25 protein-coding genes and 1 pseudogene are annotated in these 23,088 nt (G+C 30.0%); 4 read left to right on the forward strand and 22 right to left on the reverse strand.

The genetic code is table 11. From position 1 onward, the window contains the following. Positions 1-279: 279 nt before the first annotated feature. The 4 genes from ACFCYN_RS21660 to ACFCYN_RS21675 all read right to left on the reverse strand — a co-directional run bounded on the left by ACFCYN_RS21660 (position 280) and on the right by ACFCYN_RS21675 (position 2,722). Positions 280-522: a hypothetical protein gene (locus tag ACFCYN_RS21660; protein ID WP_375951711.1), complete on the reverse strand. Its 243-nt coding sequence runs from the start codon at positions 520-522 to the stop codon at positions 280-282. A 105-nt stretch (positions 523-627) separates the two neighbouring features. Next, complete coding sequence (locus ACFCYN_RS21665) at positions 628-1,479, reverse strand: leucine-rich repeat domain-containing protein (protein WP_375951713.1); 852 nt, start codon at positions 1,477-1,479, stop codon at positions 628-630. 140 nt (positions 1,480-1,619) lie between these two features. Further along, positions 1,620-2,126: a hypothetical protein gene (locus ACFCYN_RS21670; protein ID WP_375951715.1), complete on the reverse strand. Its 507-nt coding sequence runs from the start codon at positions 2,124-2,126 to the stop codon at positions 1,620-1,622. A 209-nt stretch (positions 2,127-2,335) separates the two neighbouring features. After that, complete coding sequence (locus ACFCYN_RS21675; protein WP_375951717.1) at positions 2,336-2,722, reverse strand: GrpB family protein; 387 nt, start codon at positions 2,720-2,722, stop codon at positions 2,336-2,338. Positions 2,723-3,024: 302 nt separating this feature from the next. Here ACFCYN_RS21675 and ACFCYN_RS21680 point away from each other — a divergent pair, with 302 nt between their 5' ends. The 3 genes from ACFCYN_RS21680 to ACFCYN_RS21690 all read left to right on the forward strand — a co-directional run bounded on the left by ACFCYN_RS21680 (position 3,025) and on the right by ACFCYN_RS21690 (position 5,446). After that, positions 3,025-3,903 (forward strand): ABC transporter permease subunit, encoded by an 879-nt coding sequence (locus tag ACFCYN_RS21680; RefSeq protein ID WP_375951718.1) that lies wholly within the window; start codon positions 3,025-3,027, stop codon positions 3,901-3,903. Next, positions 3,900-4,904, forward strand: coding sequence for an ABC transporter permease subunit (locus ACFCYN_RS21685; protein WP_375951720.1), 1,005 nt, complete (start codon positions 3,900-3,902; stop codon positions 4,902-4,904). Before ACFCYN_RS21680 ends, ACFCYN_RS21685 begins: the two co-directional genes overlap by 4 nt. Positions 4,905-5,095: 191 nt before the next feature. After that, positions 5,096-5,446 carry a hypothetical protein gene (locus tag ACFCYN_RS21690; protein ID WP_375951722.1) on the forward strand — a complete coding sequence of 117 codons (351 nt, stop codon included), beginning with the start codon at positions 5,096-5,098 and terminating at the stop codon, positions 5,444-5,446. Between the two features lie 115 nt (positions 5,447-5,561). On the opposite strand, the gene ACFCYN_RS21695 is transcribed toward ACFCYN_RS21690, so the two are convergent. The 17 genes and pseudogenes from ACFCYN_RS21695 to ACFCYN_RS21775 all read right to left on the reverse strand — a co-directional run bounded on the left by ACFCYN_RS21695 (position 5,562) and on the right by ACFCYN_RS21775 (position 21,146). Beyond that, a complete protein-coding gene (locus tag ACFCYN_RS21695; RefSeq protein ID WP_375951724.1) occupies positions 5,562-6,698 on the reverse strand; it encodes a hypothetical protein in 1,137 nt (378 codons plus the stop codon). A gap of 11 nt (positions 6,699-6,709) precedes the next feature. Further along, the gene (locus tag ACFCYN_RS21700) at positions 6,710-7,219 is read right to left on the reverse strand and encodes an RNA polymerase sigma factor (RefSeq protein WP_375951726.1); all 510 of its coding nucleotides are present in this window, start codon (positions 7,217-7,219) and stop codon (positions 6,710-6,712) included. 684 nt (positions 7,220-7,903) lie between these two features. After that, entirely contained in the window at positions 7,904-8,692 is a 789-nt protein-coding gene (locus ACFCYN_RS21705; RefSeq protein ID WP_375951728.1) for an aminoglycoside phosphotransferase family protein, read from the reverse strand. Positions 8,693-8,825: 133 nt separating this feature from the next. Continuing rightward, entirely contained in the window at positions 8,826-9,233 is a 408-nt protein-coding gene (locus ACFCYN_RS21710; protein WP_375951753.1) for an NUDIX hydrolase, read from the reverse strand. A gap of 170 nt (positions 9,234-9,403) precedes the next feature. Continuing rightward, the gene (locus ACFCYN_RS21715; RefSeq protein ID WP_172444291.1) at positions 9,404-9,751 is read right to left on the reverse strand and encodes a DUF2538 family protein; all 348 of its coding nucleotides are present in this window, start codon (positions 9,749-9,751) and stop codon (positions 9,404-9,406) included. A 185-nt stretch (positions 9,752-9,936) separates the two neighbouring features. After that, on the reverse strand, positions 9,937-10,296 hold the full coding sequence (locus tag ACFCYN_RS21720; protein WP_375951730.1) for a hypothetical protein: 360 nt from the start codon (positions 10,294-10,296) through the stop codon (positions 9,937-9,939). 174 nt (positions 10,297-10,470) lie between these two features. After that, on the reverse strand, positions 10,471-11,136 hold the full coding sequence (locus tag ACFCYN_RS21725; RefSeq protein ID WP_172444286.1) for an HAD family hydrolase: 666 nt from the start codon (positions 11,134-11,136) through the stop codon (positions 10,471-10,473). A gap of 86 nt (positions 11,137-11,222) precedes the next feature. After that, positions 11,223-12,233 (reverse strand): class I SAM-dependent methyltransferase, encoded by a 1,011-nt coding sequence (locus tag ACFCYN_RS21730; RefSeq protein WP_375951732.1) that lies wholly within the window; start codon positions 12,231-12,233, stop codon positions 11,223-11,225. A 119-nt stretch (positions 12,234-12,352) separates the two neighbouring features. Next, entirely contained in the window at positions 12,353-13,024 is a 672-nt protein-coding gene (locus tag ACFCYN_RS21735) for an HAD hydrolase-like protein (RefSeq protein ID WP_375951734.1), read from the reverse strand. Positions 13,025-13,198: 174 nt separating this feature from the next. After that, complete coding sequence (locus ACFCYN_RS21740; protein WP_375951736.1) at positions 13,199-13,753, reverse strand: histidine phosphatase family protein; 555 nt, start codon at positions 13,751-13,753, stop codon at positions 13,199-13,201. A gap of 164 nt (positions 13,754-13,917) precedes the next feature. Next, positions 13,918-14,256, reverse strand: a complete 339-nt coding sequence (locus tag ACFCYN_RS21745) for an NIPSNAP family protein (protein ID WP_375951738.1) — start codon at positions 14,254-14,256, stop codon at positions 13,918-13,920. A gap of 97 nt (positions 14,257-14,353) precedes the next feature. Continuing rightward, on the reverse strand, positions 14,354-15,169 hold the full coding sequence (locus tag ACFCYN_RS21750; protein ID WP_375951740.1) for a lipid II flippase Amj family protein: 816 nt from the start codon (positions 15,167-15,169) through the stop codon (positions 14,354-14,356). Positions 15,170-15,330: 161 nt separating this feature from the next. Then, positions 15,331-16,257 carry a hypothetical protein gene (locus ACFCYN_RS21755; protein ID WP_375951742.1) on the reverse strand — a complete coding sequence of 309 codons (927 nt, stop codon included), beginning with the start codon at positions 16,255-16,257 and terminating at the stop codon, positions 15,331-15,333. Positions 16,258-17,311: 1,054 nt separating this feature from the next. Beyond that, positions 17,312-17,737, reverse strand: coding sequence for a PI-PLC domain-containing protein (locus ACFCYN_RS21760; protein WP_375951744.1), 426 nt, complete (start codon positions 17,735-17,737; stop codon positions 17,312-17,314). A 397-nt stretch (positions 17,738-18,134) separates the two neighbouring features. Next, positions 18,135-19,721: a recombinase family protein gene (locus ACFCYN_RS21765; RefSeq protein ID WP_375951746.1), complete on the reverse strand. Its 1,587-nt coding sequence runs from the start codon at positions 19,719-19,721 to the stop codon at positions 18,135-18,137. Between the two features lie 98 nt (positions 19,722-19,819). Then, positions 19,820-20,824: pseudogene (locus ACFCYN_RS21770) on the reverse strand (KamA family radical SAM protein); the annotation flags it as partial. A gap of 193 nt (positions 20,825-21,017) precedes the next feature. Next, a complete protein-coding gene (locus ACFCYN_RS21775) occupies positions 21,018-21,146 on the reverse strand; it encodes a YjcZ family sporulation protein (RefSeq protein ID WP_098121598.1) in 129 nt (42 codons plus the stop codon). 402 nt (positions 21,147-21,548) lie between these two features. Here ACFCYN_RS21775 and ACFCYN_RS21780 point away from each other — a divergent pair, with 402 nt between their 5' ends. Continuing rightward, positions 21,549-22,508: an LCP family protein gene (locus ACFCYN_RS21780; protein WP_375951749.1), complete on the forward strand. Its 960-nt coding sequence runs from the start codon at positions 21,549-21,551 to the stop codon at positions 22,506-22,508. 65 nt (positions 22,509-22,573) lie between these two features. Here ACFCYN_RS21780 and ACFCYN_RS21785 read toward each other — a convergent pair whose 3' ends face one another. Continuing rightward, positions 22,574-22,930, reverse strand: a complete 357-nt coding sequence (locus ACFCYN_RS21785; RefSeq protein WP_375951751.1) for a hypothetical protein — start codon at positions 22,928-22,930, stop codon at positions 22,574-22,576. Positions 22,931-23,088: the final 158 nt, after the last annotated feature.

A 23,088-nucleotide genomic window follows, 5' to 3' on the forward strand; every position in this document is an offset into this window, starting at 1 on the left:
AATTAGTGCTCCATATACATTAAAATTACTCATTTTTAACTCTCCTTTAACTTATATAAACCAATTATAATGATGATTGATTTAAATTCCAAAATAAGGAAATTAATCAATTGTATAAAAATTAAACGACAAATTACAACAACACATTTTTATTGTTAATTTTAGATTAACATCAAACTGTTATTTAACTATACTGCCATTTTGTTGAATAAAAAAACGAGCTGCGAATAACTCCTGAAATTCAACTAACGCATTATTTAGTTGTATAAGAACAATTAGTTAAATATTAGTTATAGATAAAAGTTCTTCTTGTGCAATCAGATAATCTTCACCTGATTCTTCATCCAAAACAAAGAAACGAATACTTCCATCATCTTCTTTAAGAGCGAGTGAAAGATCTATTACCAAACATTTGCAATATTGATTTTTAGAATCATTAAGTTCATAGCCTGACTTAAATTCAAAAATATACATTTGATTTTCTTCAATAATATATTCTTTATTTTCAATTGTTAGTTTCAATGTCATTTTCTCATTATTATGTACTCCTCTGCTGATTAAGAAGATTTGGGTCTTCATTGCTAAACTATTGAACTATCGCATGCTTTAGTTGTATAAGTTATTGAATCAAAATGTATTATTAAATTCGTTTTCCTTATGATTAAAATGTTTCTTATTTGTAAAGTGAACATATTCTAAACCAAAACAAGGAGAAACATCACCGTCTAAAACATCTGTTCCAGGGAAAATAAAATCTCTTAACTTATTCATATTTCTAATAAACTTAATCGAAGACAGATTTCCGCATTTAACTAAAGCAAGAGCCTCTAATTCCTTTAAGCAAGATAAATAATCTTCAAAAATAATTCTTTTACAATTCTCCATTCTTAGTTCTTTTAGCTTATTTGAAAAAGTATGTATATTTTTAATATCTTCAAGTTTACTTAAATAATGGAATTCAATTTTACTAAGATTTTCAAACTTTTCTATACCGTTTATTGAAGTTATATTACTCTTAACCAATTCAATTTCTGTCAAGTTTCTAAACAGAGGTAAATCTTTTAAATTTCTACTTTTAGGTTTATAATCCAAAATCACTAAACGTTCAAGATTTGTTAAATAACTCAATTTTTGAGGGTTTTGCTTTAAACTTAAAATCAATAATTTCAGCATACTTAGTCTGGAAAAGTTAATTGAATCCGCCAAATCGTGTGAAAGAATTAACTCTTTTAAATTTGCCATTTCATATAATCCTTTAAAATCATTTATTGGAGCATTAATAGTGATTGATTCTAAAGTAGGGCATTCTGTTAGAAAACTTACATTAGTTAAATCATATTGCATGTAATAAATAAAAATTGATTTCACACTATTTTCGTTTATATAGTTTATATATTCATCTAATCTGTTGCTTTCTATTGTTAAACCATCAACACCAAATTTTATTAAAGTATTTGACACATTATCACCTTTAGTCATTTTCTATATGAACTCTTAGTTACATTTTATCATCATTCTTATTGAACTAAACTGCCATTATGTTGAATAAGAAATTCAACAATCTACTTTAACATAACCAAATATAAAAGGATTAGCTTAATATGCCAATCCTTTCCTTCTTATCTATTTTCTGCTAACCATTGTTCAACCTTTTTCTTCATTTGTAAATCTAATTTATCAATGTTAACCTCATCATAACCTGCTTGTTTTACATACTTTCGTGGAAACATTCTTTTTAAAGATACCCCAGGGTCGCCTTCATCTGGCTCTTTATATTTTATAACTGAATAGGAGGAACCTTGTCGCTTCAATGTAATTAATGTGGGCAAGGAGTGACCACCCTGTTCCTCTGTTTTTGTTGACAAATTATAGGTGCCGAAAAGGGAATAAAAGTAGACTGTTAACTTATTATTGTTTTTTTTTGTTCCATATACTTTATGTACTTCAAATTTTTTATCGCTTGGCTCGTATATTCCTTTATATTGTTCAATAATGTAATCTGAAATGATTTGATCCATTTCTTTTGTTACATTTATGCTACCATCAGTAAGCACAGTTTTATTGCAGCCAGCTAATAGTATTGGAATAAATAAGACTACTATAAAACTTAATTTTAGTTTTTTCATCTTCATCCCCTTTCTCATGAATTTTAATAGATTAACTGTTTCCCCTTTTCTTTCATTAAATTCTCTTAATATTTAATATGTTGTCTACTCGATACATATGAGAGTTAAATTCGAACCTACTTTTTAATGGGATTCATTCAACCTTATTGAAGATGAAATAGACTAGTAAAAACTAGAATGCTGAATAGTTTTTCGTTTCAGATCAGTCATCATTTCATTTTTTTATATTCAGGAGTATTCATTAATTTTGCGAAAAACTCGTTTTTACAATCCCTATAATCTTCCATACCTTTCCCTTCGAACCTTCTTTTTAAATGATCATACTCGATTTTATACTCTTCATTTAATAATAAAAGATCTCGTAATTTCCAAAAGAAATCAAATTCAGAATCAATAATTGTTAGTTGTACACCTAAAGGTGGGTCAAGTGAATCATTTTTAAATGCTCTAAATGAATGAGTTTTAATGCTACCTTCATTTAGTTCAAATAATGTTGAAAGTAATTTTACAGCTTTTGAGAATTCCTCAGGAAAAACTCGTACTTGTATATCTAAATCGCCCTTTTGTAAGACTGTTGGGAATGGCCGTACTTCCAATGTGCTGAAGATCAGCTCCTGGTAGAAGCGCTATTATTATTTTTTTATGAATGACGAAAGATTTCTCTGCTTTTTCAAAAATCAATCGATTACTTGAAAAATTAACTCGTTCCATTTAACCCTCCTAGTACTTTTCTTATTTTTGTATGTAACATCTTTTTAATTTGGCAATAAATTCTAATTTTTCTTACAATAATTTCCAATGTAGTTTAAACTAGATGTAAATAGATTTTAAACATGAAAGGATGATGAATAAGTTTTACAGAGGAATTATGAGGATAAAGGAGTGAGATTACGATTAAATGAGTATTCGTTATTATCTATGGAAAAAATTTTACCAATTACTATTTACGATCATTTTGATAGGAATCATAGTAGCGTTTTCAGTTAGTTTACATACGACAAAAACTGAACTATTCCATACGGTTTTAAAACAACTTAGTACGTTTGGTCACAGCTTACTTCATTTAAATGAAATAACAATCAAAGTAGGGCCCTTCTCAAAAATAACACCTTTATGGGGCTATTTAAAAGAGCCATTTATCTATTCGTTTATTATTCTATCATCATCTTTTATTTGTACAATCACATTAGGAATCTTCTTTTCCTATGTAACTTATCAGTTATCTCCTAAAATACGAAAAGTCGTCAAAGAATGTTTATTTCTCTTACAAAGTATCCCAGATGTTATGTTTATTTTCGCAGTTCAATTATTCATTATATGGCTCTATAAAAAAACAAATATTCTCATCGTCGATCCCGTCGCAGGACTTGAGAAAGTATATGTACTTCCAATCTTAGTCGTGTCTATACTGCCTGGGATCATGTTATTCCAAATGAGTTTTATCGCGATAGAAGAAGAAAGTAAAAAAACATATGTCGAATTTGCAAAAGCAAAAGGTTTATCCAATGGATGGATCTTACTAAGGCATATTCTACGAAACGTTGTAGTAACACTATTTTCGCATTCGCACTACTTATTTTGGCTGCTCGTTTCAAATCTATTAGTTGTTGAATCATTATTTAATATTCATGGTTTTTTTCAATTACTTTATACAGCGTTGAAAACACCTAACGCATTTTACATCTGTTTGCTCGCTTTATTTATTCCATTCTTCTTCATAGAAATGATATTTAATTTAGTCGCGATCAAACTGACAGGAAAGGAGCAATCCGAATGAAAAAAGGTTGGACGAGACTACCTTTCATCTTCTCATTACTTTTTCTAACTAGTTTAGTTGCCGTAAGTTTCCTTTATACATATGTTTTAAAAGATCACATAAAAACTCCACCAACGTTTTTATATGATGGAAATGGAAAAATCATGAAAATGCGACCATTCCCACCAAGTTTTGATTTTCCTTTCGGGGTCGATCGTTTAGGAAATAACCTTTTTTGGCTAGTCATTGATGGTGCTAAATATACCATTTTAATCGGTTTGAGTGTGAGTTTATTGCGCGTTGGATTAAGTGCTTTCATTGGGATTATTTATGGGATTTATTTACAAAAAATGAGAACTCTATTTACAACTTTTGAGCGAGCATTCCGATTTATCCCAGCTATCCTCCTCGTCATGTTGTTTTTTGATGTGAATCTATTTAGTGATGCTACAAAAGGCTTTTCCTATATTGTTTCAATCATTTTTTGGCTAACAATTGTTTCATTACCTTCTCTCGTTCATGCTATTGGCAATGATGTGAGCCATTTTAGCAACGAAGATTTTATTACAGCATCTAGAGCAATTGGTGCAACAAAGTTTAGGATTATACGAAAACATGTAATGCCATTTCTACGTTCTAGAATCCTACTAATGATCGTTCAGCAAATGATTAGTGTCTTATTATTACTTATTCACCTAGGTGTTTTTCGAATTTTTGTCGGTGGTAGCACAACAATCCAACTAGACACTGTAAACAGCATCACATTCCCGAATTCAAACGAATGGTCTTCCTTAATCGGAGTATCCTACAAAGAGCTAATGCTCGATCAGTGGATTGTCTTTGGACCGAGCATCGCTTTTATTCTTACATTAATAGCTTTTAATGTAATGAAGAGGATGTTAGAGGGTACTCAAGAAGAAATAGCCATTCCAAAAAATGAGAAAATGTCATCAAAAGAACTTAATCAGATAAAGAAGTCTGACTTTGCCTTTAAAGAAGCTGTGGTAACAAATATAGACTGATTGAAAATATTTTCTTCTTCTAAGGACAAGATTACTAAATCATCAATACCAAAAATTGGCGATTAAATATTACAACTTAATCAAAGTGCAATGGGCTAATGATTCTAATCATTAGTCCATTTTGTATTTTATATACTTTTTGCGCTGATACTAAGCTTTACCTATTAATAATGTACAAGGAGAATTATATTATGAAAAATTTATTAACTGTAATCTTAACAGTATTAACCATTCTACCTTTAAGCTCGAATGCGATGGCAGCTGTTATGGATGGTAAACAAAATAAAAAAGAGTATACCGCTTCTGAGTACTCAAATTATAAATTCAAAAATCCGGATGCAGAAGCAAAAGCAGCAAGTGATTGTTTTTTTTACAAAGTGAGTTGGAAAATGCAAGATATAATCAGAAGGTTCGATAGTGGAGAATTAAATGAAAATGAGGTTGCTAAATTAATCAGTAGTGAGATTTCACCATTGATTCCAAATAAGGAATATGAGGTAGCTCTTGAATTGAGTGAGCAGAAGGCGCGTACAGGTCGATGAATTTTTTTGACTTAGCCTTAGTTTAATAATTAATAGATTAGTGGAATAAAAAAAGCCTATCTTATAAAATGGATAGGCTTGCATTATTATTGGCACTGTCGAACAACACAATTAATTACTTTTTAATTAATATGATTTTTATATCATTTCCAACTTCAAGCGTACAGTCACGGCGATCCTTAACTGGAGCAAAAATCATAACATATTCGTCATCTTCTCCAGCCACCTCACCTTTACTAAAAATCGGAACAACTTTTTCCCCAGCCGATTTTAAGAAAATTCCTGATTTTTTATTATTTACTGTATACCCTAGTTCTTTATCGAATTTTCTAGAATTAAGGAATTGTTCTTCCAATTTACTCATTACTGTATATCGCATTCCACTTTCATCAGTAAATACTTTCGTATCTGAGCCGGCAACGACTACCCTTGTTTCCAGTGCCGAAAACTCAACCTTTTTAATTTTGTATTCTATGTTTTTGTAGGCAAAATTTTTGTTTATTTCAATTGTTTCTCGATTAGAAATGGCAGAATTAGCTAGTTTGAAATCAAGATTCCAAATTGCTGGTACCATACTGTCCTGTTTATCACCATATATTGTTAAATTTTCAATTTCTAAATGAATGTCTTGTCCTTTGTACTTTTTAATTGACTCAAAAGACAATGCTTCCACTACTTTATTTTCTTTACGGTCGTAATATCTACTACCCCATCCTACGTTATGCAATTTCATCTTTTTATTGTTACCAACCGTTAAGTTGATCGAACTATCACCTTCAAAAATATCAATATAATAATTTTTTAAATCCTTCGTTTTACTATGGTAAGTCAATAAGAGTTTTGTCTCTTTATCATCAGTCATAATTCCTTCAAAGTGTACACTTATATCATTTGTAGCATCAAAATATGTTTGATTAATCGCTTGATGTTGACCTAATTTAATTGCAGCTCTAACACCTGAATCATCAATATGTTCGCTTGAAAAAATTTTATCATACATTTGTTGAATCGATGCTAACACTGGTGTAAATCTTAACGATAGTAGACAAATCACGCAAACCGCTGCAACTACAAGTAATCTTCTGTTTAATCCTCCACTTTTGTATAAAACTCTTTCATTTATCAGCGTTGATTCTTGACTTATATGTACTTGTTCAACTGTTACAAGTTTATCCTTAATTTTATCCCATACATCAGGAACCTGTTTTTCAATTCCACTGTGCAAGTGCATTAACGTTTTATCTTTCTCCATCGTATCCCTCCTTACTTTAAACATTTTTTCAACATTTTTAATGCCTTACTGTACTTCCAAAGAACCGTACCAAGTGGCATTTCAAGAATAATGGCTATTTCTTTATGTTTCATACCTGAAAAATCTTTCATAATAACAATCTGTCTTTCTTCAAAATCAAGCAATTCTATGTATTTGGTTAACACTATTTTGTCTAGTGGATCTTCAGAAAGAATTTTTGCTCGCTCGAAAAAAACATCATCAAATCCTGTTATTTCTCGCTTCTTTTTTCGATAAAGATCTAAAGCTGTATTTCGAGAAACACTAATCAGCCAAGCTTTAATATTTGAAATCTTATTTTGCTTAAGCTGGTGAAATAATTTTATAAAAACTTCTTGCAATACATCTTCCGATAATTCAAAGTCTCTCAATATAGATAGCGCCATTGCAAATACATGCTTCTTATGTTCATTAAATAATTGTTTAAATTCATCTAAGTCATCAATTAGAATTTCTCTTTGTTGTGAACTCGTTTGTCCCATTTTATACCTCCTTTTACTTAATAGACGTTTCAAATATCCAGTTTATTGGTAATAAATTTATTTTTTATATAATTAGTTCATACTGCCTTTTTAAATAAACTTAAATACATAAAAAAAAGAGCCATCAATAGGACTCTTAGGCACAATTTTAATAAAACTATAACTAAAATTCTATTTAATTAATGGAAACTCCTGCCTTACACTAAACCACTAAATATAAAAAGGTGTTACATTAAAACTTCTAACCGTTATAATACCAATACCCTTAATGGTATCTAAACCAAACAAACCATCCTTTTTTCTTATCTTTTGCTAAAAAAATTTCCTTGTTACTATCGAAAATATTTAGGCCATAAAAATAGTTTGGATACAGAGCATTGTATGCCAGATAGAATTCATTTCAATTTCAGATAACTGATTAATTGAACTGTAACGATTAAATAACTCTCCAACAAACGTAATCCAATTTTGTCTTAATCCATGATTAGAAAAAACTTCATTTAAAATGCTTGTTGCACAATAACATACATCAAAAATCCTTTTCCGTTCATTTTGATTAACTTAAGCATGCGTTCAATAAATAAGTCATTTGTATTGCCACTTTAATGATCTTCCTACTAACTCTTTAATAAATTTTTCTTTACCTAATTGATAACTTTCGTGTTAGAAAGAAATAATAAAGCATTAAAAGAACTCGTAAATACCAACAAAATATTGATATTCCTCATCACTAATCAATCCATTTCCATAACCTTCAAAGAAGATTGTGACTTCAGCTTTATTCTCAAAAATATTTGGATTAGGACGTATTGCTAATGAAACATCATACCTTGGGTCTCCGTAGGCCCCTCCGCCCCAATCAATAATACCTGTGATTTCTCCATTCTTGACTAATACATTATCAATCGTAAAATCTCCATGAATTAACGTCTGATTAACTGTCCTTGGCTTATTTTCTTTTAATCTATTTAACAGCTTAAAAGTGCCATCTACTTTGTAATTTTTCAAATTATATTCGGCTTGAATTAACTGATCATCTAGCCACAATTTATTATTTATTAATGAATTTGGGCAAATTGTGGAATGGATTTTTGATAAAGTTTTACCAAAATTATAGATTGCTTCGTATCTTTTTATTTGTGTATTCTCGATAGATAAATAGCTTCTTAATGTTTCACCTCCAATATACTCCATTATTGTCCATAAATAATTTTCATTTTTATCTTCTATATATTTGTATACTTTTGGAATGGACAACTCAGTATGAGATAACTGATTTAGTACTTGTACTTCTTTTGTCAGTAAAGAGGAATACTGTACTCCTTTTGTTCTTTTTAGTACGTAGTATCCCTCAGTTGTTTTTATAATACCGACGTTTGATGTGTGACCTTGTCGTGGAAATTCTATTTCAATAATATCTCCAACAATATTTCTAATGCCATTTGGAATTTCTTTTAATCTAATTGGTTCCACAAGAAAATCTCCTATTAAAGTTTTTACTTTTAAATAGATTCTTTACTTTTTTATAAATTCCTTGTTCAATTAACATACTAATGTGATTATGTTAGATGTTTTCAAAATAAATATTTTACCTTAATCACTTTCTTTAAAAAGACACATAGAAAGGGTGCTCTTCTTCATTCAATATTTTTAAAATTCGTTCTTTAAAATTTGACCATGTTATTAAACTCATTGCCTCTTCAATTGAAAAGAAACCTACATCTAAACTTTCACTACTAGTTTGCAATTCTCCACCTATAGATTTTCCTAGCCAACATGTAGCACAAACACTAGAGTTTAAGTTATGATAAATTCCACAAAACTTGATTAGTTCAATATCGATCCCAGTTTCTTCTTTTACTTCTCTAATAATCCCATCAGAAATCGTCTCACCAATTTCAATTACTCCTCCAGGAAACTCCCATCCCCTGCAAGGGCCTCTAATAAGTAAGATTTTGCCTTCTTCATTTAATACAACAGCACCAGCGGATAAAGAATGTTTTCGATTTGAAATGATCAGCACCTCATTTTTTAAAAATAGAAATATTTATCCTTAAAAAATTCCACCTGATGATCTTACTAATCTAATAGTTTCCTACGAAACTTGAAATAAAGTTGAACTTTTATAAGTACAACTTCTACCTAAAATAAAAAATGACCCTATTAATAAAGGGTCATTACTATTTATATAGTACAAATTTGTTCTAATACTTTAAAATATTCACCATTATTCCGCCAGGCAAATAAAGCGTTATTTAAGTTAAAAGGATTGTCACCTGACCAGAAATGAAGTCCTAGATCAACTAAATAATTTGTCCCCTCGCCATCGTTTAAAGAATAAACTATTTTTGAATTTTCTTTTTTAAAATACCAATCAAAAGGACCATTTAAGTGCTCAGAAAAATCGATACGATTAAAAATTTTAGGAATAGCAGCTACATAGCAAGCCCTTAAATAATCTTGATGTTCATTCTTAAAATAGTTCATCAAAATACCATAATTTTTTTCATGTTCAAGGCTAATAAAATACATCCAACCCACCTCTATTTTTAATGATAGCTGCTTTAATTAAAATAATATATGTAATTAAAAGCGTTTTCATGATTTAAGTCTATTTATTAATTTTTGAAGTTGGAATGACTTAAATTAAGAGGCTAATATGTTGTTGAATTCTTTAAATCTAGTGTTTGAATGTATGGTTCATTTACTTTTATTAATTAATTAAGTAACTTTCGTATATGCTCAATTTCTACCATCGAAAGTGTTTTATTCCCATATCGTACTTTCTCGTAAAGCGGAACAAAATCTTGTTTTTTATCAATCCGTTCAAACCATTGTTGTATTGTTTCGTATGTGCGTCTTTGCTGTATTTTAGGTAATTGTTTTTCCCATTGTATTAACAACACCCTTATTTCCTCTGTCGGTATATGAATTTTTTCATTGATAGGTTCGTTATATTTATTAGGTTTCGTATCCTTTGTTGATTGCAAGGAAACACCTAATGAAATTTCTTGCAACCTCCTATTCTCTCTTTTCTTTAAAAAAACGAAAGCAATAACAGCTAGAGTTACATACATAGTTCCTCCACTTAAAAGGTATATATTATACTATTCAATAATTTACATAAATTTCCTTTATTCATATAAAACTCGTTTTTAGTCAAAAAAAAAGACTACCGAAGCAGCCCATTGGTGTTTACTTATACAATGATTAATTTAAACTTTAATTTGATCTACTAGTATGAACTTTATTTACTTAACTAATTTCCCTAGCAATAATTCCTTTAGTTCATCTACATTTTTTACAATATTTGTTGAGTTAGCTTTATTCAGTTCTTCAACTGATCCATATCCATAAGTAACTCCTATCGAATCAATACCAGTATTATTTGCTCCTATAATATCGTGTTTTCTGTCACCAATCATAATAAAATTATCCAAATCGAACTCGTCGTATTGATCAATTATGTATTGGATAATTTCAGTTTTTGATGATCTAGTTCCGTCAAGATTACTTCCAACAATAAAGTCAAAATACTGATCAATCTTAAAGTAGTTTAGTATTTTTTCAGAAAAAACTGTTGGTTTAGATGTTGCGACAACTAAAATATATTGATGGTCTTTTAGGGATTTTAATAACGAAGAAATATTTGAGTATAATTCATTCTCAAACATCCCTTTCTCCGTGAATCTCTCTCTATAAAACTCGATTGCTTTTTGAATCTTTGGTTGATCAAAATTGTAATATTCGGCAAACGATTCTTGTAAAGGTGGTCCTATAAAGCATTCAAGCTTATCAAGATCAGGTTCAATTATTTCCATTTTCTCTAATGCATATTGAACTGATTTCGTAATACCTACTTTTGGATCTGAAAGTGTTCCATCTAAATCAAATAATATTATCTTGTATTTGTCCATAATAACCTGTCCTTCCTATTAGAACTCTACTAATATTACCATAATAATTTTTGGAAAACTTTAATTCTAATAGATTATTTCACATCTTATTTTCTACATAAATAGAACCCTACATCCTTAGGATCACGCCATACTCTTCCATTACTTGCTAATCTATTCTCAACTTCAACTTTCAACCATTTTTTCATATCAGTGTATAAGCCAGTATCTTGTGGTATATTTAATGACGGAAACATGCTGACTACATAATTCATGATTGGCTCTGGTTGTTCAAAAATTAATGAATTAGAAATCACTGTTTCGTCTACTCGATCAAAAGTTGAGTATAACAGTTCTTTTGCATTCTCTATACAAAATGGAGCAGTAGGCGAAACTCTTTCAGGGAAACCAAATTCAAATAGCATGTCATTACAAAGCTCCCTAATTTTTGGTAATGAATCACGAGAATTTGTAGTAGTAATTAGTCCTCCGTTTGGTTTAATAACTCGTTTAAAACCTTCTATTGTTTCTTGAAGATTTGGGACATGATAAAGCATATGTCTTGCTACTAGCCAATCATATGAATTTCCTAAAAAAGGAAGTTTTCTTGCATCACCAATAATCCATTCAATAGTTAAATTCTTTTTTTTAGAGTTCTTAGTTGCTTCTTCAATCATTTTTGATGACTGATCAAGTCCGGTAAGTACTCCTCTATGACCTTTTGTTTGTAGTAGCGAAAGGAATGCCCCAGTCGCACATCCAATGTCTAGTATCTTTTCATCTTTTGTTAAATTTAATAGCTTAATAACCCATTCATCTAAATCGACCCGTTTTTCTTCGTACAATATATGTGTATCAATTCGTACTTGCAAATGTGTACTAGCTTCATATTGACGTTTCACATCATTCATTTTTTGTGATGCCACTTTTGCACAAAAATTTTGAATCGCATGGGTTAGGAATTCTGTTTTGTTTATTCCTTCGTATATTAAAGCATCTTCAAATTTTTCTAAAATTGTTTCATTGATTCTAAAGTGAATACTCTTACTTTTGATGTTTTTCCCCTCCCAATCATTACTAATAAGAACATAGCACTCTATAAAATTTTCGGTAAGCATTTGTGTACACAAACCGGATTAAAAAATAACTTATTTTTACTCAGAATATTAATTTACATGATTAAAAAAGCCAGCAAATGAATGCTAACCTCTTCTCAAATATAGAACTTACCCATACTTTAGCTACTTAAAATACCATTCGTTTTAGGAAAAACAGTTTTTAATTGAATTAAATCATCAATTACCAAATCTGCTTGTTTGAGTTCATCTTCCTGTGAAAAATCAAACCTACATCCAATCGCCATTAAATTATTATCCTTAGCTGCATTTATGTCAGATAATCGATCTCCTATTACAGCTCCGTCTATAATCTCAAACTTTTTAAGGATGGTTTTAACTAATTCGCTCTTATTTAGCGATTGAATTTGCTGAATACTAAACGTTTCTGTAACCCAATTATCTAACTGATAATACTTAACAATTGCACTTAAATAGTTTGTTAAACCATTACTCGCTATGTAAATTGAATAATTATTTTCTTTTAAATAAGCAAAAATCTCTTTTACATTAGGATATAAAGCTCCATTCCCATTATTAATATTATCAATTAATCTTTCCTGGAAAAAAGCATCTGTTTTTTCTCGTACTTCCATAGAATACTCAGGTAATAAAGCCTCCCAAACTTTTGGTAAAGGTACGCCCATTATTTGACGATACTTTTCTATAGGTGTTACTGAGTTCCATAAATTTAGTGATCTTAAGTGATTAAATGTATCTTCAAGTGATAGCTCTAAAATTTGATCAGTTTGAAATAATGTTCCATCCATATCAAATATAAGTGCCTGTTGCAATGCGATCATCTCCATTTGAAATCTGATTAGTTTTTTCTTAAGTTAGTCTATTAAAATAATTCATATGTGATTAATTTATATAAATTTAAATGCAGATTCCATATTAAACTAGGCTACAGATAAGCAATTTTTTGTTCAATCAGTTTCAAATTACTTTTCAACTGAAGCATAGTTTTACTTCCATATTCTTTTCACTTCAATTAATGATTCACCTTCAAAAGTTAGTCGATAGATATCTGGCATTGCAAGGTTATTCCAAAATTCAAAGCCATATTTCTGATCAAAATAATTCATAATTAGGACCATAATATTACCATGTGTTCCTATTACAACATTTTTCCTCTCGTAATCTTTTAAAATCTTCTTCGTAGCCTCAATTCCTCTTTTCTGTGCATTAACGTTTGATTCTCCACCCTCCCAAGATAAATTAAAGTCCTTCCATACTTGAGTTATGACATAGTTAAAGTCCTCAACAGGCTTTTTTGAGAGTTCACGTTCTTTAAAATTCGCTTCAATTACAATTTCTTTTTTTAACGATTTGGCAACCGCTTCGACAGTTTGAATAGCCCGTTTATATGGGCTTGAAACAACAAAGTCAATTTTTTCTTTTAAGAGTAGATCTGCTACTATTAGTGCGTCAGAAAAACCTCTCTTTGATAATGGACGCCCCAATTCATCAGGAGTATACGTAGAATGTGCATGTCTTACAAAGTATAAGTTAGTTAACATAGAACTCTCCTTATTAATCTATTAGTTTAATATTATCTATGCATGAGTTGTTATTGGAAATAAAAAGTGTTTAGGCAACTGATTTAACATCGGTCGTATAAATAAAGTATCTTCACTTATTTTTATATATTCGGCTTTAACAGTATTAAATTGACCATATTTTATTATTTCAAAGTCGATATCAACTCTTCGTTTCTAACCTCTAAACAATATACTTCAAATACTTTAGTTCTACCGCCATATTTTTCATACCAATTTTGAACTCGTTGTACATGTTCTTGATCGCCTCTAACATTTGCTTCAATTTCTTGATACTTTTCATAGCTGTCATACTCCCAAATAGCGAATATTTCTGTAGTTGTTGCATCATGAGAAGTCATCCATCTACCTGTCAATCTTGCACCATGCTTAAGTTGATTAGGTAAATTCGTTTCATTAAAATGTTCATTAAACGCTTCTACAAATTCATTTTTTACGATGTAATATTTCCTTCTATAAAACATAGAATCTCTCCTTTTAAATTAGTAGTAAAATAGGAGTCGATTATTGTTTATCGACTCCTATTTAAACAATCATATAAATTAGTTGTGTTTTAGGAACTTATATCCACTTTGCAAACCATGCAACATAGTAAGCAGCAGGAATAAATAAAATTTGAGAAAAAAGTGTCCCTATAAATTTAGAACTAATCATAGTTAACGAATAACTTTTCAAATAAATATAATCACTTTGTTTTTTCATAACTCGATCTGCTAAAACAGAAGCTTTAGGGTCAATAAATAATGTTAATAAAATTGTAGATATACCATTAACAATTCCAGATGACATTAATGCAGCCTGAGCAAGATCTTTCGGTACTAACATTGATGCATAGATTGAAGAAAGTACAGATATTGTGTATATAGATGTGATAATAACATTTATAACAAACAGACGTTTTGGAATCGTTCTTAATGTTATACCTTTTAAATAGGATAAACTTGGAACTCTAAAACACTTAATAATCTTAGTAAATCCATTACGATTAAACTGGCTAATAAACAGCCCTACAACGGAACCACGTTGATTAGATAATTGAATAATTGCCCTTGAAAATATATTTACAAAAGTAGGGAATAAAAGTATACCAACTAGTACTCCCATTGTTGTTACCCCAATTAAAATCCTATACTGTTCCTCTAAATAATCTAATTTGTTTGTATCTGGTGCTTGCGCAATAAGTTTGGCCGTTAAAGGTTGCTGAATCATTGTAGAAAACCTTGAAACAATTACTAAAGTACTAAATAAAGATAATGCAGTTGCAATTAATTTTACTCGTGCACCAGATATTCTAGTCGAATAAGCTAAAGTTTCTATCATTGTCACAATAAATATAAATACAGATATAATGATCACTTTTCCTGTAATTATTTCCATAATAATTCCTCAGTCTTTCTTAAACTCGAATAATTCATAAATAGTAGTATTTAAGTTATTTTTTACTACTGTAAGCTAATTTATTTAATTCAATAGATTAACATTGAATCCTCCTTATTCAATAATTCAACTGCAAAAGTAGTCGTTTAGTCTTCAAGAAATTAAACTTCATTTTTTCTGTAAATCATTAAATGACCACCAGAAGCCTCAACCCAATTCCAATTATTAAGAACATCCTCTAATGGGAGACATTGGTATGGATTAAACATCGTTTGCCCTTGTTTATTAAGTACTAAGCCATTACTCAATACGAAACACGAATGGAGAGTATTGTGATCCTTTTCCCAAATCAATATGTCATTTGATTGGATTGAATCTGTTTCAATTCTCACATAATCTTTATTTTTCAGTTCTTTATAGAATTCAGTTGGAAGTACCCATTTATTTAAATAAGATGTTATTTTATCTTCATCCTTCTGCAATGCTATTAACACAGCACCAAAGCAGTTCGGTCCATTTCTACTTCCAAATGTATTAAGTAAGGAAGCAACTGTTGGATATTCACACTTTAAGGTATTTAAAAAACTTTCATCTGAAATCGAATCCATGTCTACAAACATATTTGCTACATAAAGTAATATATTCGTTCTTATTTCATTGGGAAAAGTGTTCCATAAAAACCTTTGCAATGTAATCATTTTCATCCCATCAATATTAATCGAAAAAGTATCGAGTGCATTTTGTACCTCAACTGGAATGTCCCCTATTCCTTTTCTTAACTCATCTAACTCAAATATGTAACCCCTATTTAGGCGTATTTGTTCCCTCAAGACTAATTTTTGTATCTCTTCCTCCCAACTTAGAAATTCCTCATTAGATACAATAGCTATATAACGAGCCTTTGCAGAAATATTCCACGGCAAGTAAGAGGTTTTTAAATCTAATGACAAATCAACTGTCTCACGCTCATTCACTAAAACAAAGTTTGGTCGATCCTCAAAATAAAAGTAATCAACATCGGGGACAAATTTTTGATCCAATTCTTTTAATACTTCATTAGTAATTTTATTATGTTTTACTTTATACATTATTTTTCTCCAAAGCACTCCAAATTTCATTATTTATATATATTAATATTCTATAAAATGGTAATGATTTCCTTTATAACTACTTTAATATAGTAAAAATGAGCCATCATGGCTCCTATGAGATAACAAATAGATCTATTAATTCATCAATAATAATATACACATTACCATTAAAGCTAAAGGAGCAATAATGCAATAATACTGTTATACACCACTTAATTTACCTTATTAAATTTAAGCTTAAAAATTTGTTCCAAAGTTATTACTTAACAATCTTATAAATCCCATAAAAACAGTACTCCCTGTCATGATGAAAAGATTTCTTCTAACATTTCCTTTTTCCTGTAAGGCTAGTAAAAAAAGCATGATTCCTAATATGAAAAATGTATATGGTATCAGGATCCAAAATCTGTTAGTAAAAAAACCGTAAACTTGCAAAATGATTGCAGTTAAAAGAGATATTAAACTGAACTTTTTAAGCAAATCCTTACCTCCTAATCTATTAAGCGAAACGTACATTAATTTTTCAAGAAATTTAATTTCAATTATTATTTTACCTACATGATCTTATAAAAGTTCTTTCTTACCCTCCAAAACACTCTATTATTCTGAGAATCTTTCAATAAAATAAACTAAACCTTTATTACATTAGAAAATAACACGAGCAAAGATATAACCTTTCCTATCATAAGTGTTAATCTACATTACTTTTTTGATCATTTAGATAACACCCTCGCAATAGTAATAAGAATACCCATGATTAAACTAAAAACTAATATTTGAATAAAAAAATACATTCTCTATTTCTATTAAATAGTTTTTAATGAATAACTCACTAGATATTATATCTAAAATTGATGTGTTTCTAAGTTTGCGGAAATGTATCATCTCTAATTTAATTGGTTTCGTGTAATATTTTTTGATTCGAATTAATAAAAAAAATCGACTACGCAGCCGATCGAGTTGTTCAATTAATTTAATTTAATTAAAAAAACTGCATCTAAGCAGTTCTTGAATTTAAATATGTGGAGTAGTTAGTTACTTAAAGAAGTTTCTATTGTTCCTTATATCCAAGCATTTTCTTTAACATTTTAGCTTCCGATTGATCAATTTTTCGATAATCTCCCATATCTATAATCGCACCATCATCAGTAAACCATATTCGTATTTCCATCAAACGAATCCCTTGTTTAGGACTATTGATAAACAAGTGTACATCTGATTTTCCTAGGTCTTTTTTATTAACGTTAATTTGCTTAGCAAAGGTTAGCATTTGTTGGATAAAATCAATTTTGTCTTGATTATTTACATCATTAATAACATTACGTATTTCGATCACACCTTGTTGCCCTGTTTCTTCATATCCCACTTGTATCTCTCTGGTTGGTTTGTTATACAGTAATTTCCCGCAAATAAATCCACCACTAAAAACAATGGTGATTAATAGTAAAAACCCACCAAACTTTATAAATTTATTCAAATAAATGACCACCTCTCAGTCTCACTATAAGAATACTAACTTTATAAAATTTATTTTATTTTTTCTTAGGTAGAATTTTAATTCAAAAAACGCTGATTTATATTTTAAAGTCACATTAACTAACGGTTTTTGCTTATTATTTTTTTGTGGCCTGCCAGTTAGTATTATACGAACCATTCCTCGATATTAAATTCAAGTATTATTAAACTATTCCATTACATTAATTCAAGAAGAAATCTACTAAACTCAACAAAGCTATAAAAAAATGAATAAATGTTCTTCTTATGAATTACTTGTGACGAGTATTTACTAGGAAATAAATATTTCATGCAGTTATACAGTTAGTTGAGAAAACCCTATATTCGCAACAAAAAAATACTTTTGTTAACAAATGTTATCAAAGGTATTCTATTTCAATCGTAAAAGGCGCGTTGCGACGGATAGGATTATTTGGTGATAAGTTTTGCATTTCTGAGTCTAGCATCCGTTTATAATATATTTTACGTATAAATCTTTTCAAGTGAATATTGATTTCTATAGGATCTGCATTACCCTTTTCAATTTCATCCACCAAGGTTAAAACATTAGACAGCTTTTCTGTATTTGACGCAGAAAGAGTATTTGCGAGTCTAACTGTCAGTTTCTCACGTTCTGCTTTTAATAATTCAATGGAATCGTTTATTGTCCTCTTTTTACTTGCTATTTCATTAACCGTAAATACTCCACTTATGGCTAATTCAATTAACTTATTAAATTGTTTTGTTTGTTCTTCTATTTTCCCATTTAAATGGACTAATTGTTCTTCTAAATTGGTTGTTAAATCAGTTGTATCATTATTTAGTAGGCGTTCAATTTCTAATTCAATTTCATCTCTTAACTTCCCTACTTCTTGCATTACTAACTCTTCAACATAAATAGCATTTATACCAATATTCGGGCATTTTGTACCATCTTCCATTAAGTACTCGCACCCTTTAATGTAATAACTTGCATTTCGATTGTTTTTACAAATAACTAGCTTTCTACCACAGTTATAGCAAAAACATAAATCTTTTAATTTGGTAACACCTGTAACTGAGCTAGGTCTTTCTCTAATAATATTTGCCGATTCTGCCCTTGCATCACGTATTCCATTAGCTTTTTCCCAATCTGCTGCAGTAACAATTTTGGGATGTGCATTTTCCACCTCTATTGTATTAACGTTAACATAAACATACTTACCATTTTGTTTAACTCGCTTACGATCATTAAACACAACCGTCCCCTTATAAGCTGGATTACGAATGATCCGTTTAATACTAGGTAAGTTAAACGCTTTACCTGTTGCACTTTTATATCCTTCTTCATTCAGAATGTCTCGTATACGATAACTCCCTAATCCTTCATTTTGCAGCTTAAATATGTAACGAATAATTTCTGCACTTTTCTCATTTATTTCTAACCGTTTCGTATTTTTATTTCGTTTATATCCAAATGGTACAGTACCACTAACGTGCATACCTTGTTTAACCATTGATAATTTATTATTTTTACTGCGAGCACCTATTAAAGAGTGTTCTTGTGAAGCAATTAAACTTCCAAAACGGTACATTAATACGTCAGATTGACTATTCGCCAAGTCGTAAATTCGTTCTCTAGTAATGATCGGCTTATTATAATCTACACATGTCTGCAAAACTTTTTCACTAATTAGTCCATTACGGCTTAAACGGCTTAATTCTACTACCAATATACCATCGTATAACTCGATCTCGTTTAACATGCGTTGTAGTTGGGGGCGTTCACTTAACTCAGATTTACCACCGCTTAATACTTCTTGGTATAGTTCGAATTCCCATCCACATTCCTTAGCAAATTCCGTTAGAATGGTTCTATGGTTAAATAATGTGTCGGCATTTTCACCTTTCTTTTCTTGGGATATTCTTAAGTAAATGGCAACATGATTTATACTGTTATTTATCTTACTTTTTTCTATGATACTCAATAATAATCCCCCCTAGTTATTATTACTGTTAAAATCGTTCAAAAATTAATATAAAAATAAAAAATATTGGATTAAATAGTTCTGCATAAAAAAAATGCAGTAGGTACTGCATAACCAGAAGTATGACCTCTCAAACCTTCAATGATCTCTAATCCTTTAGCTACTGGTGCTCTAAAATGACCAATTCCTTCTGATAAATCACATTGATAAATATAATATGGTCTGACTCTGATTTTTACTAAATCATGCATTAACTTTTTCATAATTGGTACACTGTCATTAATTCCAGTTAATATAACAGACTGGTTTCCTACTGGAACACCAGCATTTGCAAGCATTTCACATGCTTTTTTAGCTTCTTCGGTAACTTCAATACTTGTATTAAAATGCGTGTTTAACCATACTGGATGGTATTTTTTTAAAATTTCGCAAAGGTTTTCTGTAATCCGTTGAGGAAATACTACTGGTGCTCTTGTGCCAATTCTAATAATTTCTACATGATCAATTGCTCTTAAATTTTTTAAAATATATTCTAAAATATTGTCATTAATTAATAATCCATCTCCACCAGATATAAGTACGTCTCTAATTTCTTCTGTATCGCGAATATAGGCAATTGCTTCGTCTAATTGTTTTTTTGGTACGCCCATTCCAATTTGGCCTGAAAAACGACGTCTTGTACAGTAGCGACAATACATTGAACATTGATTTGTCACTAAAAAAAGTACTCTGTCTGGGTATCGATGTGTTAAACCTGATACTGGACTATCGTCATCTTCCCCGAGCGGGTCTTCCGAATCGTATTTTGTTTTATTTAGTTCTTTACTAATTGGTACAGATTGCATTCGAATAGGACACCGTGGATCAGTAGGATTCATTAATGAAGCATAATATGGAGTGATATTTAAAGGAATGGTTTTTGTGGATATTCTAACTCCTTCTTCTTCATCCTTTGTTAAATCAATCACTTGCTTCAAATCATCCAATGTTCTTACAGTATTCGTTAATTGCCATAGCCAATCGTTCCATTGTTCATCGGTAACGTCTTTCCATAAAGCAATATCCTTCCAATGTCTTTGCGGTTTATAAAGCTGATTTTTCATTTATGGTCCTCCTTGTTTAATAGGACAAATTGAATAAACTAATTTAAGTAGAATTTCTAGTTATATACCTACTTCTTTATATGCAATTTATAAAAAGATGGTGAAAAAACTACTAATTGAATTCATAGTTAGAAATGAAATAAACCGACTAACTTGTTGTTAGTCGGTTTAAGTGGCTGACGCTCAATAGTTTTTAGCAATTTACAAATGAAGCACCGATGATAATTAATAAAATAAACAATACAACGATTAGCGCAAATCCTCCGCCGCCACATCCAAAGCCACAACCGCCACCGCCGTAGTAAGGTGAATAACCTTTCATGTATATTGCCTCCTTCAAATACATATTAGAAATCACAATAAAGTATATGTAAGGTTCACAATCCTTGCTACATGGGCATTCGTCTATATTTCAAGTAAGATTTAATCAATTATCATTTATACTTAATGAATGACTACTAAAATGGCATTAAAAATTTATAAAAGTCCAATCATAAAAAGAAAAAGTCTCAAGAAAATAATTTCCCAAGACTTTTTCTATTCTCAATTATATTGCGAATTAATAACAAAAAAGACCTACGTCGATCGAAGTTTTACTGTACAAATAGTCATGATGATTCTTTGTTCTAAAATCAGTTATGTATTATCAAAATATTTGATGGGAAATATAAACTAAAATACATACAAATAAACTTACTTATTTACATAGAAGGAGTAATAGATTATGTTGAAATTTTTTCGAATATGCCTTCTTTCGATCCTTGTTTTTTGTTTAGTTGGTTGCCAAATTAAACCTTCAAATGAGGGTCAAAATGAAGCAAATCATAAAAATAAGCAAGAAATGAGCTTTAAAAATAAGCTGTTAAAAAACTCTTTATTTTTCCTTGTCATCGGTGTTGATTCTCGTGGTGAAAAAAATTCTAGATCAGATAGTATCGCAGTTGTTCAATATAATGTTGAGGACCGTACATTAAAGGTAGCTTCAATTTTAAGGGATTCATATGTCAAAATTAAGGGTTATAAGTATGGATATGGAAAAATAAATCAAGCCTATTATTTAGGTGGTGAAAAACTACTTAAGGATACAATCTATCGTAATCTCGGCATTCCAATTGACCATACAGTCATCATCGATTTTAAAGGTTTTGTTGGCATCGTAGATACGATAGTTCCAGAAGGTATAACTGTAGATGTTAGTCAATCTTTAATTGACGATATGAATTTGAAAATGAAACCTGGAAAAAACAACTTACATGGTGAGCAGCTGTTAAAATACGTTCGCTTTAGACATGATCAAAACAACGATTTTGGAAGAGTCCAACGTCAACAGGAAGTATTATTAAAAGTAGTAAGTGCTGTTAAAGAAAAGTTAAATACATTCGGTGGTATTGCTAGAGTTCCGCTTTTAATAGACGAAACAACAAAATATGTCTCCACCGATTTAAAACTAGAAGACATACTTTCACTAGCCTCTATTGCATTTACTCAACCAATTGAAAAGATCGATCGCTTAAGTATTCCAGTAGATACCGGCTATACGAATGAAACTGTAGAACATTCAGGGGCAGTACTAAAGTTAGACTTGACTAAGAACAGGCAATCAATTAAACAATTTTTTAAAGCTCCTTCACCAGTCATTAAAAGTAAAAATAATAACGGGCAAAAAAAATTAAAAAACAAATGAAAATTTGAACTACAAATTTTCATGCAATATAGCAAATCAAAAAGGTAGGGGAGATCCCTACCTTTTTATTCTCTATACCCTCTACCGATTACTTTCTGTTTTTCACCATCAAAATAAACTGTTATATCTCCTAATAAATCGCTATTTTTTACTTTGAATGTTACTGCATACACTTCTTTTCCATCGTATTTCATATCTATTAGGTGTGCGATATCTTTTGTAACAACTTTCCTTTCCACTACACCATCTGGTTTGTCATTCAATAATTCAGTTCTGTCACCAGCATCAAGGCTATCATATGCAATTTTTGTAATTGATAAGGAGTGTTCTTCTTTTACTGTTTTTTTTGAATTGTTGATACAACCAGATAAGATAAATACTAAAAATGTCATGCTTACTATTATTAAATTTATTTTTTTCACTTTCATCTCCTTTATTCTGACTTGTTATTAACTATTCTTTTTACAATTATTAAAAACCTTTTAATATTTTTTAATTACCAAAATCGTATACTAATTAGCTAAAACAATGAATATTGTAGCTTGTTAAAACACGAAATTCAGGTTGAGAATTTTTAATA

The sequence above is a fragment of the Gottfriedia sp. NPDC056225 genome, from assembly GCF_042267765.1.
Taxonomy (GTDB): domain Bacteria; phylum Bacillota; class Bacilli; order Bacillales; family Bacillaceae_G; genus Gottfriedia.